The sequence below is a fragment of the uncultured Henriciella sp. genome (assembly GCF_964005855.1).
GTDB lineage: Bacteria > Pseudomonadota > Alphaproteobacteria > Caulobacterales > Hyphomonadaceae > Henriciella.
Genome location: NZ_CAXFSW010000029.1, coordinates 1 through 14,444, shown reverse-complemented (window position 1 = coordinate 14,444; position 14,444 = coordinate 1). Strand labels below are relative to the sequence as shown.

Here is a 14,444-nt window from a genome sequence, read left to right as displayed (position 1 = left end):
TGAATGTCGTCATGAGTTCAGATGGCGGCTTCATCGAAATCCAGGGCACCGGCGAGGAACGCCCGATGACCCGCCCCGAAGTCGAGGAGATGATGCGTCTGGCCGAAAAAGGCTGCACGGAACTGTTCGAGCACCAGATGAAGGCCATCGGGTAGGCGTTCCGGCTGCCACTCACGGATAGGGCAAGGGCTTGAGGTCCGGCTCGACCCAGCCCTTTCGTGCCTCCGGCGAGAAGAGGCGCTCGCGCGACCAATAGGTTGTTAGCCAGGCGTTGCGCCCACACTCTGACGCCATGAGGAGGGCGAGCACTTCCGGCAGGGGCGCCCCCGCGCAGGTTTTGAGGTGAGCGCGAGCGGCCCGCAGTGAAGCGAAGGTGATCGTCTCGTGATAGCCTTCGGTGTCGCTGTTGGGCGTTCCGACTGCGGCGTTATAAGCGCGGATCATGGCCGGCATCTCTGCGAAGGCGTCGATGTCCGGCCGCGAAAGCAAGTCGAGCGCCGCGCCAAAATGCGCTTCATGCGTCCACTCCGCCTTGGGCAGACTTCTGGCGATCAGGCCGTCTGTAATGCGCCGGATCGCGGCATCTGTTGAGAGTGACATTGGATGTCCTTTCAGGCTGGGCGGGGCCCGAAATGGAAAACCCCGCCGCATGGTGGCGAGGTTGTGTGGAATGCAGGCTGTCCCTGATCGTCTGACCGAAAATCAGGACCAGCCGGTAAGCGCAAAACAACAGCCCGCCGGTGTCCGGAAGGTCTGTTGCTGGTTCAGATATGAAGCCATGCTGCGCATGAATTGACGCGTAAACGCCAGAAGGCAAAAAATCAATTGCGGCATAGGCCGCCGCCTACGCTCTGCGCCCCAGGCTCTCCAGCCCGGACATGGCGAGCTGCAGGCTCTGCGCGATACGGGCTGCGCGCTGCATGAAAAACTCAACCGTTTCGGGGCCCGGTGAGATCTCTTCCAGCGTCTGCTGAAAGAGGCCCAGCCAGAGAGCGAAATCCTCTCGCCGGATGCCCTCCAGCTTCATATGGGCCGGCACCGGCTTGCCGGAATAGCGCCCCGCATTCATGGCGACCGAGGCCCAGAAATCCTTCAGCTTAGCGAGGTGGTCTGGCCAGTCATTTATCTCGCCATTGAAGATCGGGCCCAGGCGGGGGTGGGCGCGCACACGGGCGTAGAAGGTCTCGACCAGCATCGAGATGAAATCATCATCGATGCCGAGGCGGGCGGCATTGTCCTGTATATCGCGGCGGCGCTCTTCGGCCGAGCGGATCTGGTAGGTCATGACGCCTGTCTATCGGTGCTGCGCAAGCGGCGTCCATACGCAGACGCCCTTATAGGATGCGCGGCGGGCGCCTACTCCACCTCCGGCTTGTCGCGCCCTTCCCAGGTAACGTCTGCGTCCCAGAGCGGCACGGTCGACAGGCTCATCTTGGCCGAGCCGTCGACCGGCTTGCGCGAGAAGGAGACATACATCATCGCATCGCTTTCGGCGTCATAGATACGGCGCACGGCAAGCTGCTTGAAGACCAGCGAACGGCCCCGGTCCCAGACTTCCTCACCGGAGCGGTCGAGGTCGATCCTGCCAATAACAACAGGGCCGGTCTTAAGGCAGGAAATGGAGGAGTTCGACGGGTCCTCAAACCAGTTGCCCTTGCCAATCCTGTCCCAGACGCCGCGGTCGAAATAGGTGACATGGCAGGTAATGCCCTGCACCTTGGGGTCCTTCAGCCGGTCGATCTTGATCTCATTGCCCAGCCAGTCATTCTTGAACTCGCCGACTTCGCGATCGCCATTGCCACATGCGGTAAGGGGCAGAAGAAGGACAAGCAGTGCGAGGGCGGCCTTGGGCGATGGCATTCGATGAGTCCTTCATTTGGCGCGGCTTGCAGATAGAATGGATCACCGTCCCGGAAGTTGCGCGCCTTCACCGGCTGACCTGCGCCAGCCCCTAAGCCGCTTCCTCATCCTCAGCGGCCGCGCCATCTTCCTCACCGTCAAAGATCAGGATGTCGCCCGGCTGGCAGCCCAGCTCCCGGCACAGCGCTTCGAGCGTGGAAAAACGGACCGCCTTCGCCTTCCCCGTCTTGAGGATGGAGAGGTTGGCGAGCGTGACGCCCACACGGTCTGACAGTTCTGTCAGCGACATGCGGCGTTCGAGAAGGACGCGGTCGAGGGTTACACGAATGGCCATATAGGGTCAGGCCCTCCTAGATCGTCATCTTCTCTTCCTCGCGCAGGCGGCTTCCTTCCCGGAAGACCTGCGCAAGGACGAGAAGCGCTATGACTGCCGCCCAGGCGGCAAGGTTGATACTGAGACGCAGCGGCTGTTCGCTGCCAAGATCGACAAAGACGTTGAGCAGGATCACGGTGAGATATCGCGCCACTTCAATGGCCCCGATGGCGATTGCAATCTTGCTGAGGCGCGGCCCGTTCTCCGGCACGAAGGGGTCGCCATCGGCGAGGGTCGAGAGGATACGGCGCAGTTGCATACAGACATAGATGATGCCCGGAGCGAACACGACCAGTCCCGCGAGTCCTGCAATGAACTGGCCCGGCGCGACACCCTCCACATAGGCCTCCATGCCGGGCACGCGCATGACGCCGCCATTCAGGCTTCCGATCAGGCCGACGCTAATCAGCAGGAAGGCGATGATCCCGCAGACGATGGCCACCCAGATCACCACCTGCATGAGGCCTGACAGGAAAGCAGCCATGGAGTTATGCTGGCGGATTGTCATATCTCTTCGAAATCCTCAGATACCGCAGAACCGGGTCTCACATACCAGTCCGGCACAAATTTACCGTTTAACGATAATAGCGTTCACACAGAAAGCAAGATCGGAGCCACATCCAGTCATGACTCGCAAACTTGAGAAAGGCCGGCTCGTCGCGGCAACACATAACAAGGGGAAAGTCCGCGAACTGAAGGATCTTTTCGAACCGGTCGGCATGGAAGTCGTCTCCGCCATCGATCTGGACCTGCCGGAGCCGGAAGAGACCGAACAGACCTTTTCCGGCAATGCCCTCATCAAGGCACGCGCCGCATGCGAGGCGACCGGCGCCCCGGCGCTTTCCGACGATAGCGGTCTTGAGGTGACGGCGCTTGGCGGCATGCCGGGTGTTCATACAGCCATCTGGGCGGGCGAGCCGCGCGATTTCTATGTCGCCATGGAAAAGGTTGAGACCCTGCTGAAAGAGATCGAGGCCACCGACCGCAGCGCCCGCTTCGTCTCCACCCTCGCCGTCGTCTGGCCGGACGGTCATGAGGAAGTCTTCGAGGGCACGGTCGAGGGCGAGCTTGTCTGGCCGCCGCGCGGCGAACAGGGCTTCGGCTTTGACCCGGTCTTCGTCGCAAAGGGCGAGACCGAAACCTTTGGCGAGATGGACCCGGCAAAGAAGCACGCCATGAGCCACCGCGCCGACGCGTTCGCGAAACTGAAAGCGGCCCTGCTTTGAAGGCAGCGACGCCCCCTTTCGGCCCGGCCCATGGGTTCGGGCTCTATATCCACTGGCCCTATTGCACGCGCATCTGCCCCTATTGCGACTTCAACGTCTATGCGGCCAAGGACAGGGACAATGCCGGGCTGAACGCCGCCCTTCTGAGCGATGTCGCGCGCCACAGGGCCTTGCTGGCGGATCATCCGCCGCTGGGCTCGGTCTATTTTGGCGGGGGCACCCCCTCACTGATGGCGGCTGGCGACATCGCATCCCTGATCGAACGGGCCGATGAGGCATTCGGGATTGAATCAGGCGCCGAAATCACCCTGGAGGCTAATCCGGCCGATATCTCACGCGGGGCGCTGCAGGCGTGGAAAGCGGCCGGCATCACCCGCGTCTCGCTGGGCATCCAGTCCCTTGATGATCAGGCGCTTTCCTTTCTGGGCCGCGACCATGACAGCGCCATGGCCCGGCGCGCCGCAGAAGACACGCTCGCTATTTTCGACAATACTTCAATCGACCTCATCTATGCCCGGCCTGGCCAGCCGACAGAGAGTTGGAAAACGGAACTGAGCGATGCGCTATCGCTCGGCGCGCCGCATCTTTCCCTCTATGAACTGACCATTGCAGAGCGCACCGCCTTCGGCAAACGCGCCGAACGCGGCGAACTTGTCCCGATGCCAGATGACGACCAGGCTGACCTCTATGAGCTGACCCAGCAGATCTGCGAGGCGCGCGGCCTGCCCGCCTATGAGATTTCCAACCACGCCGCCGGCGAGGCATACAAATCCCGGCACAACCTTACCTATTGGCGCGGCGGCGACTGGATCGGCATCGGCCCCGGCGCGCATGGCCGGCTCAGCCTGGATGGCCGGCGTTTCGCGACACATGCTCCGGCAAGGCCCGGCGATTATGAGGCGGCGGTCAAAGCCCCCCTCCCCTCCGAGCCGGGCGAGCCCCTCACATCGCTCGACACGGCCCGCGAACTGCTCGCCCTCGGCCTTCGCCCGGACGAGGGTTTCGATCTGGACCGCATGACCGCCGTTTCAGGCATGCCGGCAGACGCCGCGAGCCTCGACATGCTTGCGGAGGCAGGTCTCCTTCACCGCTCGGGACAGGTGGTCTCGCTCACGCGTGAGGGCCGTCTCCTCGCCGACCGTATTACGGCCGAACTCGCGCCCTGATCCGCCCTAGTCGGTCTTGCGGAACCGTTTGCCCTGCTGTTTCATCACCGCGCGGCCAAGCGGCTCGGGCAGGATACGCGTCAGTGTGGCGAGGCCCTTATTGACCGCACCGGGCACCACCACAGGCGCACCCCGGCTCACCCCATCCAGTCCGGCCTTCACCACAGGGCCTGCCTCCATCCACATCCAGTCCGGCCACTCATTGGTCATCTCGCGCGTGCCGTTCACATCGTGGAATTCGGTCCACGTGAAACCGGGGCAAAGCGCGGTGCAGTGAATGTCGTGTCCTGCCGCTTCGGCCTCGGCATGGATGCTTTCGGAGAATTTGATCAGGCCCGCCTTCACACTGGCATAGAGTGTGTGACCACTTGAGCCCGGCGTATATCCGGCCAGCGACGCGACATTGATGATCCGCCCGAAATTGCGCTCCGCCATGCCCGGCAGCAGCTTGTGAACGAGCTCGATCGGCGCGGTATAGAGGACCTGGATAAAGGCCGCCTGCTCTTCCCAGCTTGTATTGAAGAAGGTGCCCGGCAGGCCATAGCCGGCATTGTTCACCAGCGCATCGACATGGCGCCCGGCCTCTTTCAGCTCATGAATGATGGCATCGGCCGCCCCCTCTTTCGAGAGGTCCTGAGCGATGGTGAAGGCCGCGACGCCATATTTGTCCTCAAGCTCTCGCGCGAGCGCATCCAGCCGGTCCAGACGGCGCGCAGTCAGGGCCACGTCCCACCCCTTGGCAGCGTACTGACGGGCAAATTCTGCCCCAAGACCGGCTGAGGCGCCGGTAATCAGAGAAAGATTTCGTTTTTTCACGTGTGCTCCGATCAAATTTTGCGAGTGTCGTCCTGTTTTTGTAACATAAACGACACACTCAGATTTCATTTATTTACCCCGTCTTGTTTACGACTTCACGTGTGGCAAATGCGAGGCACACAGACGCAGGGAAGCGATCTGTGCCTGTAGAGGGGAAAATTATGAAACAGAAACTCCGCCTGCTTTGTTCAGCAGCACCACTCATCATTCTTTGCGCGCAACCCGCGCTGGCGCAGGACGCCGCACAAGCGAACGCCCAGTCCGAAGAGCTTCGTCAGGGCCAGATCGTCGTGACCGGCACGCGCAGCGCTGACCGGACCGCGCTCGAAACAGCCGTCCCGGTCGACGTCTTCCCGGTCGAGGAACTGACCGATACGGGCCGCGTCGAACTGAACCAGATTCTGACGACGACCGTTCCGAGCTTCAACTTCAACCAGACGGCCATCAATGACGGCACCGACATTGTCCGCCCGGCCACACTGCGCGGCCTCGCGCCGGACCAGACGCTCGTTCTGGTCAACAGCAAGCGCCGCCACACCTCGGCTCTGGTCAACATCAACGGCTCGGTTGGCCGCGGTTCGGCAGCTGTCGACCTCAACGCCATCCCGACCACCGCGATTGGCAGCGTGCAGGTCCTGCGTGACGGTGCCTCCGCCCAGTATGGTTCGGACGCCATTGCCGGCGTGATCAACGTCCTCCTGCGTGAGGAAAGCTCCGGCGGCGGTCTCAATGTGCGCTACGGTGCCCATGTGACGGATCCTGAGGGCCTGGACCGCAGCGAGACCGATGGTCAGACGACCACGATTGGCGGCTGGTCGGGCTTCGGCCTCGGCGACAGCGGCTTCCTGACCGTCTCGGCCGAATACTCCCTGCGCCAGCGCACCAACCGCGCCGGTCTCGACCCGCGCCAGCAATTCCCGGACACGCCGGAATTTGCAGAGTTCGAGCGCACCTTTGACCGCCTGAACCACAATTACGGCAATGGCCGCGCGGAGAACGTCAACCTGTTCTTCAATAGCGGCTACACGCTGGACAATGGCGCAGAGCTTTATGCGTTTGGCGGCCTTCAGGACCGTGAAGGCGAAAGCCCGGGCTTCTATCGCCGGGCCATCGACACCCGCAACATCTCCTCGATCTATCCGGGCGGCTATCTGCCGGTCATCGGCGGCGATGTGTTTGACTACAGCCTTGGCGGCGGTATTCGCGGCACAGCCAATCTTTGGGACTATGATCTCAGCGTCGTGCGCGGCTCGAACGAACTTGAATATTCGGTCGAGAACTCGCTCAACGCCTCGCTGGGCCCAACGAGCCAGACCAGTTTCGATGCCGGTAGCCTGAAATTCGACCAGGTCACCGTCAACGCAGACATCGTGCGCACCTTCGACAACATGCTGCCGGGGACCACAACGCTCGCCTTCGGCGCCGAATATCGCGACGAGAATTTCGAGATCGAAGCCGGCGAGCCGAATTCCTACATCCAGGGGCCTTTCCCGGCGACCGACTATTTCGGCAATCCGGTCTCCCCGACCGCAGCGGCCGGCAGCCAGGTCTTCCCCGGCTTCACCCCGGAATCGGAAGTCGATGAAGGCCGCGACGCGACCAGCGTCTATGGCGAGATCGAATGGGAGCCGAATGACCGCACCCTGCTGTCGGCGGCCCTTCGCTATGAGGACTATTCGGACTTCGGCGACACGGTGACCGGCAAGGTCGCTGGCCGGTACGACTTTACCGACCAGGTCGCCATTCGCGGCGCCATCTCGACCGGCTTCCGCGCACCGAGCCTGCAGCAGCAATACTTCACGGCGATCTCGACCAACTTCATCGACGGCGTGCCGTTCGAGGTTGGCACCTTCCCGGCGACCTCTCCTGCGGCCATCGCCCTTGGCGGCGGCCAGCTCGAGGCCGAGGAATCGATCAGCTACTCGCTCGGTACGGTCATCACGCCGACCCCGGACTGGTTCGTCACCATCGACGCCTATCGCATCGACATCGACGACCAGATCTTCCTGACGGAAAACCTCGGTGGGCCTGAAGTGCAGGAAGTGCTGGACGATGCAGGCGTCAACGCACAGCTCGTCCGCTTCTTCCAAAATGGCATCGAGACCGAAACCACGGGTGTCGATATCGTCACCAAATATGGCTTCGATTTCGGCAATCGCGGCGCGTTCGACGTCTCGGCAGCCTTCAACTACTCCAAGACCGAAGTGACGGAAGTGCCCGAAAACACGGTCATTCCGAGCCTCGTCCTGTTTGGCCGCGACCGCTCCCTCACGCTTGAGGAAAGCGCCCCGGAAACCAAGCTGATCCTGTCTGGCGACTATTCCTATCAGATCGCCAAGCTGAACGTGAGGGCGACCCGTTTTGGTGAGGTGCTCGTGCCCTCCTCCAATCCGGACAATGACTTCACGCTGGATTCGGCTTGGATCCTGGATGCGTCGGTCAATGTCGATCTGACCGAGCGCATCTCGGTCGGTGTCGGCGCGGACAACATCCTCGACGAATACCCGACCCAGACTCCGGACAATCTGAGCTTCAATGGGATCTTCCCCTATTCAAGCCGCAGCCCGTTCGGCTTCTCCGGCCGCTTCCTGTACGGCACCGTCAGCTATCGCTGGTAGGACCGGAACGACACTGAAACCGGGAAATGCCGCTCCGAAAGGGGCGGCATTTTTCATGGTACCGCTTAAAGCGGCTCAGGCTGACTTGCGCCAGACATTCACCTTGGTGAGGAAGGCAAGCTGTGTGCGTTCCTTTTTGAAACCCGCAGCCTCCATTGACGGGGCGAAATCCCAGCCGAGATAGGCCTTGTAATAGGGCTCGTGGAAGCCTTCGGGGAAATATTCAAGGATGCCGTCCAGCCCTTCATTGTCACCGAACTGAAGGCTGTCGGCCACGATGAACGCCCCGCCCGGCTTCAGGACTCGGGCCGCCTCCTCGATGACCTTACCGCGTATTTTTTCCGGCAGCTCATGGAAGAGATAGATCGACACGATCATGTCGAGGCTTTCATCCTCCAGCGGCAAGACCTCGGCCTGCCCTTCAATCACGTCCACATGCGGCCATGGCGCGACCATCGCCCGCGCCCGCTCTGCATAGTTCGGCGAGAGGTCCAGCCCCATCGCCTGCAGCCGCGGAAAAGCGCGCATCGTCTCGCGCAGGAACCGGCCCGTTCCGCAGGCAAGATCCAGCAGCCTGACCTCTCTCTGGTCCCGGCCCTTCATCTCGCGCGCGATCTCTGCCAGCGCCGCACGGCGCATGGCGTCCGCCGCGCCGGTGAACAGCGCCTCGACCTGATGGTCATAGAGACGCGCGCTCTCGTCCGACAGCCAGCCATCGGTCTGATAGTGAAAGTTCTGCTGGTAATAATCCGGATAACGATTGGAGCCCTCAAGCCGCTCGCGTACCTCATCGCCTTCGCGGGCCACCCGGCGCCGGTCGACCTCGGCGACATCGCGCATGAAGTCACGCGCCCGGCTCACCGCCGCGGGCAGGTCGGCAAGGCGCACATCTTCGGGTTTGGGATAAAGCCCTGCCTCTATATTGGCGCGGTCACGGGCAAACAGCCCCAGATAGGCCCGGCGCAGCTCTTTTGTATCGACCGGATTGACTGGCTTGAACACCGGCTCACCCGGCCGGTTGAACCCGGCAGAGCGCCGCTTTGCTATCCTGTATTGCGCCCCATACCAGGCCGCGCGAACCGCCTGCGCTGCGCCGTAACGCGCGCGCGAAAGCGTCTTTCCCGTTTCCTGCATGATCGCCATGAACTAAAAGATGGGACAGTCACCGGCATTCGTCCAGCATCCATCTTAAGGCCTTGAGTTAATTGTTATTTACCCTTCAGCCTGCGTTCAGGCGGGCATGTTATAGTCGTAAGTGTAGAAAAGCGGGGCCATATCCGTCCCGGTAAAGGAGACAGACATGTTCAAGACGCGCACAGCAATCCTGGGCAGCGCCGCAGCGCTCGCAATCGCGCTGCCGGCTGGCGCCCAGGGCTATGACTCGCAAGGCTATGGATATTCAGATTACAATAATTACGGCTACAACCAGACCGCCGGGAACCCCGCTTACATAAACTGTGAGCGCCAGCGCCGCTCACGCCAGCAGACTGCCGGCGTTGTCGGCGCCATTGCAGGCGGCCTGCTCGGGGCCACCATCGCCGACAATGACGATGATGACGATCGTTACCGCCACCGCCGCCACGGCTATGACCGGTATGATCGCTATAACCGCTACGACCGGTATGGGCGCTATGACCGCTACAACCGTTATGACCGCTATCGCCACCGCGACAATGACAATGGTGACCAGATTGCCGGCGCCCTTGTTGGCGCCGTCGTGGGCGGCCTCGCAGGCACGGCGATCGGTGGCAGCGGAGGCGACGACTGCGCCCGCCGCGTCCAGAACCAGCCGAATACCTATTATGGCAACCAGCACACGCCGCCGTCCCGCGTGACCTATAACAATAGCTATGCCCCCAACGCCTATAATCGCGGCAGCTATGATCAGGGCGGGTACCATAACGGAACCTACACCCGGACCTATGAGCAGGACGACCTCTATGGCGGCCAGCGCACCTATCAGACCGGTACGACTTATGGCGGCGCCACCTATAACGGCACGACCACCGGCTATAATGCCGGCGTGACCAGCGGCTATGACAGCGGCGAATGCCGCACTGTCTATCAGGGCAATGTGGAGCGCACCGCCTGCAATGTCGGCGGCGACCGCTGGGAATATGTCGACTAGGTCTTCGATAGACCCAGCCTTTGGCAGAGCAGACAGGCCAGTGTATTCGACCTGGCCTGTCCCTCTAAAGGGCGTACACCCTATAAAGGGTAAAGCCGAGCCGACGCGCAACGCTTCCCCGACCGAAGCATAGGATTATCCTATGCAAGTATTCCGAAAATACGATTTTATGGAGTCTCGACCCGCCTCCAATTAACTCCCCGGACGGGCATCTTGTCTTGCCCGATTCTGGAGGGAGACATGAAACAAAAGACTCTATTCTTGACAACATTTACAGCTGTTGCGGCCCTCTCACTGGCCGCCTGCGCAAACGCCGCCGATGAGGCCGAACCGCCTGTCACCATGGCACAAACGGACACGCCGGAAGCCGAGACGGTTGAAGCCGCCGGCCTCTGTCTTGATGCAGGCCCACAGACGCCTCGCGACATCGCCAGCACCATTGGCCTTAATCCGGTAAGCTTCCCGCTCGCCCCGCCAGCAGAGCAGATGAACCTCTGCAATATCCACTCGCACACCAATGCCGAACACAAGGGCCCTGGCTTCAGTGTCTTTGTGAACGATAGCGACTTTGGCGGCTTTGCCTGCAACGCCACCGAAGACCTCACCGAGGCGGAGCTGACACCGGTGGACGGAGCCTATGGCAATGTGAAACCCGGCGACACGATTGAGGTGCATTGGGTCCACACCAGCTGCGAGACTGCCGCGCCGGGTGAAGGCCTCGGCGCCTGCGTACCCGAAACCTGCACCGACCCCCTGCTGCGCGTGGAAGCTCAGGTCTTTCTTGTGGTCAATGACAGCGCGGCCGCCGATTTCACAGAGCTGGCCGCCGTGCGCCAGTCCGGCGGCATGTGGCAGACGGGCAATATCCCGTCCGATACGGGCGACCCGGTGACCTTCATCGGCTCGACCACGGGCCCATCCTACACGCAGGCGCAGTGTTCACCCGCTCAGGTGACATGGAGCGTGCGCCCGCAATGCACAAAGCTCGACATCAATTCCCTCCATGCCTGGGCGGCAGAGGGCAACGTCTTCAACGAGACCGCCTCGCATGCCGTCCGCCAGCTTGTCACTGCGCCGGAACTGCTTTCGCCGATGGAATAAGTTACCCCTTACCTCCCATGGCGGGGGCAGCCACATCCGGCTTCCCCCGCCTCTTTTTTTATCTGATACCGGACGGCCACGGCGCATTCTGCGCATTGCCGCGGATATGGAGAGCCCCCGATGAGACGTCATCATTCTGCCGCCAGTGCGAGCCTTCTTGTCTTGCTGCCGGCGATCCTGCTTCCGGCCCATGCCCAGTCGCTTACAGGAAATGTCGGCTCGGCCGGCGTGTCGAAAGGCGAACAGTCCGTGGAGGCGCGGTTCGGCGCCGATGAGGACGGCAATGCCGGCAGCCGGATCCACTATGATAACGCGTTCACGGACTGGTATCAGCTTCGGCTGATCGGCGCCTTCAGCCAGCCCGACGACGGTGATTGGGACGTGTCCAGCCTGACGGTCGAGAACTGGTTTCAGTGGAGCGAGGAAGCATCGGATAATTCGGGCTTCAATGGCGGCGTCAGGTTCGCCTATGGGTTCGACCAGAATGGCGGCCCGGATGAGGCGGAAGTCCGCCTGACGGTAACCGACAAGTTCGCAGATGACTGGGAGTGGCGAGCAAACCTGATCGCCGAAATGGAAACCGGCAACGGCAGCGAGGGCGGCGTTGAGCTGGAAGGCCGCGCACAGATTTCCCGCGCCCTCAACATCTCAGCGCTTGGCACAGATGACTGGCGTCTGGGCGTCGAATACTTCGCCGAGTTCGGAAACAGCCGGGACATCCCCGGCCTGTCCGGACAGGCCCATCAGATCGGGCCTGTCGTGAAGCTCGGCTGGCAAGGCGGATACTTCATCCAGTCCGCTGTAAGGTTTGGCGTCACCCGAGGCGCGGATGACGCCATGGCCAAGCTCTTCGTCGGGCGCGAATTCTGATGGCCTAAAGGTCAGCAAACCGGATGATATTGCGCGCGCCGTCATCCGGCGTCACCTTGTCCGTCCAGACTTCAAGATCATAATCCCGCCCCGTATGGACGCGCGAATACTGCCAGCGGGCCATACCGATATCGCGGTCGCCCCTCTCACGCTCGCGCTGCTCTGCCGTCTCGATTGCACAGTGAACGGCGACGAAGGTGAGGGTGTGAGAGGCCAGGACCTCGCGATAATGATCCTGATCGCCAGCCCCGAGCATGACGTCGTCCACCACAAGGTCGAGGCCCTGATCGGCAAGCGCCGCAATGGCGGTCCGCATCCCTCGCATGAGCGCTACACCGTAGGGTCCCGTCCCGATCTCCACTTCCACAGGGTCGACCTCTGCCACCGGACGAAAACTGAACGCTTCGTCGTCATTGGCAAAGCGCGGCGGCATCATCTCAAGGAAATCGTCCATGCTGACACGCAGCACCGGACCTGTTGCGAGGCGCTGGATCGCGCGCGCCAGAGACGTCTTTCCTGAACTACTGGTCCCGTTGAGAATGACGATTTTGGCCACGTCCGTCCCTTGTCAGCCCGGCACAATCGCCGCGATCAGGCGTGGCCCGGCCGAACTCATCGCTTCTTCGAACGCCTTGTCGAAATCCTCGGCTGTGGTGACGGCTGTCGCTTCAACCCCCATGGATTCAGCGAGGCTCACCCAGTCGATATCCGGCTCCCCGATGGCCAGCATATCCTTCGCCGTCGGGCCGGGATTGCCCGCGCCGGTGCGGTGCAGCTCGATATTCAGGATGCGGTAGGTGTGGTTGACGAAAACGATGGTCGTCACATCGGCGCCTTCGCGCACCATGCTCCACAGCGCCTGATTGGTATACATACCTGCGCCATCGCCCGTCAGCGCGATCACCTTGCGGTCCGGCGCAGCCACCGCCGCGCCAAGCGCCAGCGGCAGGCCCTGCCCAATGGCCCCGCCTGTCAGCATCATCCAGTCATGCGGCTCAGCCGTCATGGTCGACAGGAAGACGGGCAGCGAGTTCGAAACGCCGTCATCGGAGACAATCGCATTCTCCGGCATATGACGCGCGACGCTCGCGCCAACCGCAGCCGCATTCAGCTCACCTGTCGGCGCATCCGGCTTGCGCAGCGGCATCGGGTCGGCAATGTCGCTGGCCCCCATCGCGTCGGCCAGCGCCAGCAGCGTCTTCGCACTGTCCGTGTCGGCCCCGCCAAGATCCATCGTCTCGCAGCCCTCCGGCACCAGCAGGCTGGGCTTGCCTGGATAGGCAAAGAAGGCGGCCGGCAGGCTCGTGCCCGCCACCAGCATCAGATCCGCGCCCTCAAGGTCAGACATCGCGCCTTCGGCGAAATACTGCATACGGTCCGGCGCGAAGAGACCGGCGCCCCGGCGCATCTTCCAGTAGAAGGTGTCGGTGATGACCCGCAGACCGGCGGCCTTCAGGCGGGCGGCTGCCGCAAGCCCCTCTTCGGTGAGCGCTGTGCCATTGATCACGATGACCGGCGCCTTGGCTGCCTCAATCGCGGCCTTCGCCTTCTCGATCAGCTCCCCCGGTGTCTGCCGCATGGAGGGCAGCTGCGCCTTGCCCCCCTTTTCGCCCTCTTCTTCCCAAGCCGAATCGGCGGGCAGGATCAGCGAGACCGGCCCCGAAACCGGGCCGAAGCTTGCCGCATAGGCTTCCGCGGCAAGCTTGCCGGTCGTCTTCACATTGTCGGCAGACTTGATCCAGACAGAGTTCGGGCCCGCCAGGCCCATAATGTCGGAATTGAGCGGCGCATCATATTTGCGGTGGTCGACGGCATGATCGCCGATGACATTTACCATCGGGGTATGCGCACGCTTCGCATTATGGATGTTCGCCCCGCCATTGAGGTAACCCGCCCCGAGATGCAGCAGCGTCATGGCCGGCTTTCCGGCGATCCGCGCATAGCCATCGGCCGCGCCCGTCGCGACACCTTCAAACAGGCACAGCACCGACTTGATCCGTGTCTCGCGGTCGAGCGCGGTGACAAGATGCATCTCCGACGTACCCGGATTGGCGAAACACGCCTCGAGCCCATTATCGGCCAGCGTGGAAACGAGCGCATCGGCGCCTGTCAATTTCTGTTCTGCCATGTCTGTCGTCCTCCAATTTGTGTCGTCACGCGCCCTTGCGCGGCGCTAGTCCAGTTCAATGATCTCTTCGTCAGGCGATTTCGCGTAAAGCCGGTCCAACTGATCCTGCCTCAACGCCTGCACGCGGCCCTGATTGATATAACCCTTTTCGGTGATCT

General features: G+C 62.0%; 15 protein-coding genes. 6 read left to right on the top strand and 9 right to left on the bottom strand.

Going from position 1 to position 14,444, the window contains the following annotated elements:
- Positions 1–171: 171 nt before the first annotated feature.
- The 5 genes from ABNU55_RS15185 to ABNU55_RS15165 all read right to left on the bottom strand — a co-directional run bounded on the left by ABNU55_RS15185 (position 172) and on the right by ABNU55_RS15165 (position 2,741).
- Entirely contained in the window at positions 172–600 is a 429-nt protein-coding gene (locus ABNU55_RS15185) for a hypothetical protein (RefSeq protein WP_290750755.1), read from the bottom strand.
- A gap of 244 nt (positions 601–844) precedes the next feature.
- Complete coding sequence (locus tag ABNU55_RS15180; RefSeq protein ID WP_290750753.1) at positions 845–1,285, bottom strand: group III truncated hemoglobin; 441 nt, start codon at positions 1,283–1,285, stop codon at positions 845–847.
- A 71-nt stretch (positions 1,286–1,356) separates the two neighbouring features.
- On the bottom strand, positions 1,357–1,860 hold the full coding sequence (locus tag ABNU55_RS15175) for a CreA family protein (RefSeq protein WP_290750750.1): 504 nt from the start codon (positions 1,858–1,860) through the stop codon (positions 1,357–1,359).
- A gap of 91 nt (positions 1,861–1,951) precedes the next feature.
- Entirely contained in the window at positions 1,952–2,194 is a 243-nt protein-coding gene (locus tag ABNU55_RS15170) for a helix-turn-helix transcriptional regulator (RefSeq protein WP_290750748.1), read from the bottom strand.
- A gap of 16 nt (positions 2,195–2,210) precedes the next feature.
- Positions 2,211–2,741, bottom strand: a complete 531-nt coding sequence (locus ABNU55_RS15165; RefSeq protein ID WP_290750745.1) for a DUF2975 domain-containing protein — start codon at positions 2,739–2,741, stop codon at positions 2,211–2,213.
- 118 nt (positions 2,742–2,859) lie between these two features.
- On the opposite strand from ABNU55_RS15165, the gene rdgB reads away from it, so the two are divergent.
- Together rdgB and hemW are read left to right on the top strand one after the other, a co-directional pair.
- On the top strand, positions 2,860–3,459 hold the full coding sequence (gene rdgB / locus ABNU55_RS15160) for an RdgB/HAM1 family non-canonical purine NTP pyrophosphatase (RefSeq protein WP_348764544.1): 600 nt from the start codon (positions 2,860–2,862) through the stop codon (positions 3,457–3,459).
- A complete protein-coding gene (hemW, locus tag ABNU55_RS15155) occupies positions 3,456–4,625 on the top strand; it encodes a radical SAM family heme chaperone HemW (RefSeq protein ID WP_290750740.1) in 1,170 nt (389 codons plus the stop codon). Before rdgB ends, hemW begins: the two co-directional genes overlap by 4 nt.
- Positions 4,626–4,631: 6 nt before the next feature.
- On the opposite strand, the gene ABNU55_RS15150 is transcribed toward hemW, so the two are convergent.
- Positions 4,632–5,441, bottom strand: coding sequence for an SDR family oxidoreductase (locus tag ABNU55_RS15150; RefSeq protein WP_290750738.1), 810 nt, complete (start codon positions 5,439–5,441; stop codon positions 4,632–4,634).
- A gap of 161 nt (positions 5,442–5,602) precedes the next feature.
- On the opposite strand from ABNU55_RS15150, the gene ABNU55_RS15145 reads away from it, so the two are divergent.
- On the top strand, positions 5,603–8,059 hold the full coding sequence (locus ABNU55_RS15145; protein WP_290750735.1) for a TonB-dependent receptor: 2,457 nt from the start codon (positions 5,603–5,605) through the stop codon (positions 8,057–8,059).
- A gap of 75 nt (positions 8,060–8,134) precedes the next feature.
- Here the strand turns inward: ABNU55_RS15145 and ABNU55_RS15140 are convergent, their stop codons facing one another.
- Positions 8,135–9,193, bottom strand: a complete 1,059-nt coding sequence (locus ABNU55_RS15140) for a class I SAM-dependent methyltransferase (RefSeq protein ID WP_348764543.1) — start codon at positions 9,191–9,193, stop codon at positions 8,135–8,137.
- 166 nt (positions 9,194–9,359) lie between these two features.
- Here ABNU55_RS15140 and ABNU55_RS15135 point away from each other — a divergent pair, with 166 nt between their 5' ends.
- The 3 genes from ABNU55_RS15135 (at position 9,360) to ABNU55_RS15125 (ending at position 12,158) form a co-directional block, all read left to right on the top strand.
- On the top strand, positions 9,360–10,187 hold the full coding sequence (locus ABNU55_RS15135; protein ID WP_290750731.1) for a hypothetical protein: 828 nt from the start codon (positions 9,360–9,362) through the stop codon (positions 10,185–10,187).
- A 342-nt stretch (positions 10,188–10,529) separates the two neighbouring features.
- The gene (locus ABNU55_RS15130) at positions 10,530–11,288 is read left to right on the top strand and encodes a delta-class carbonic anhydrase (protein ID WP_348764545.1); all 759 of its coding nucleotides are present in this window, start codon (positions 10,530–10,532) and stop codon (positions 11,286–11,288) included.
- A 120-nt stretch (positions 11,289–11,408) separates the two neighbouring features.
- Positions 11,409–12,158, top strand: coding sequence for a hypothetical protein (locus tag ABNU55_RS15125; RefSeq protein ID WP_290750726.1), 750 nt, complete (start codon positions 11,409–11,411; stop codon positions 12,156–12,158).
- Positions 12,159–12,162: 4 nt separating this feature from the next.
- Here ABNU55_RS15125 and ABNU55_RS15120 read toward each other — a convergent pair whose 3' ends face one another.
- Together ABNU55_RS15120 and ABNU55_RS15115 are read right to left on the bottom strand one after the other, a co-directional pair.
- Positions 12,163–12,714 (bottom strand): AAA family ATPase, encoded by a 552-nt coding sequence (locus ABNU55_RS15120; protein WP_290750723.1) that lies wholly within the window; start codon positions 12,712–12,714, stop codon positions 12,163–12,165.
- Between the two features lie 12 nt (positions 12,715–12,726).
- Positions 12,727–14,286 (bottom strand): acetolactate synthase large subunit, encoded by a 1,560-nt coding sequence (locus ABNU55_RS15115; protein ID WP_290750720.1) that lies wholly within the window; start codon positions 14,284–14,286, stop codon positions 12,727–12,729.
- Positions 14,287–14,444 lie beyond the last annotated feature (158 nt).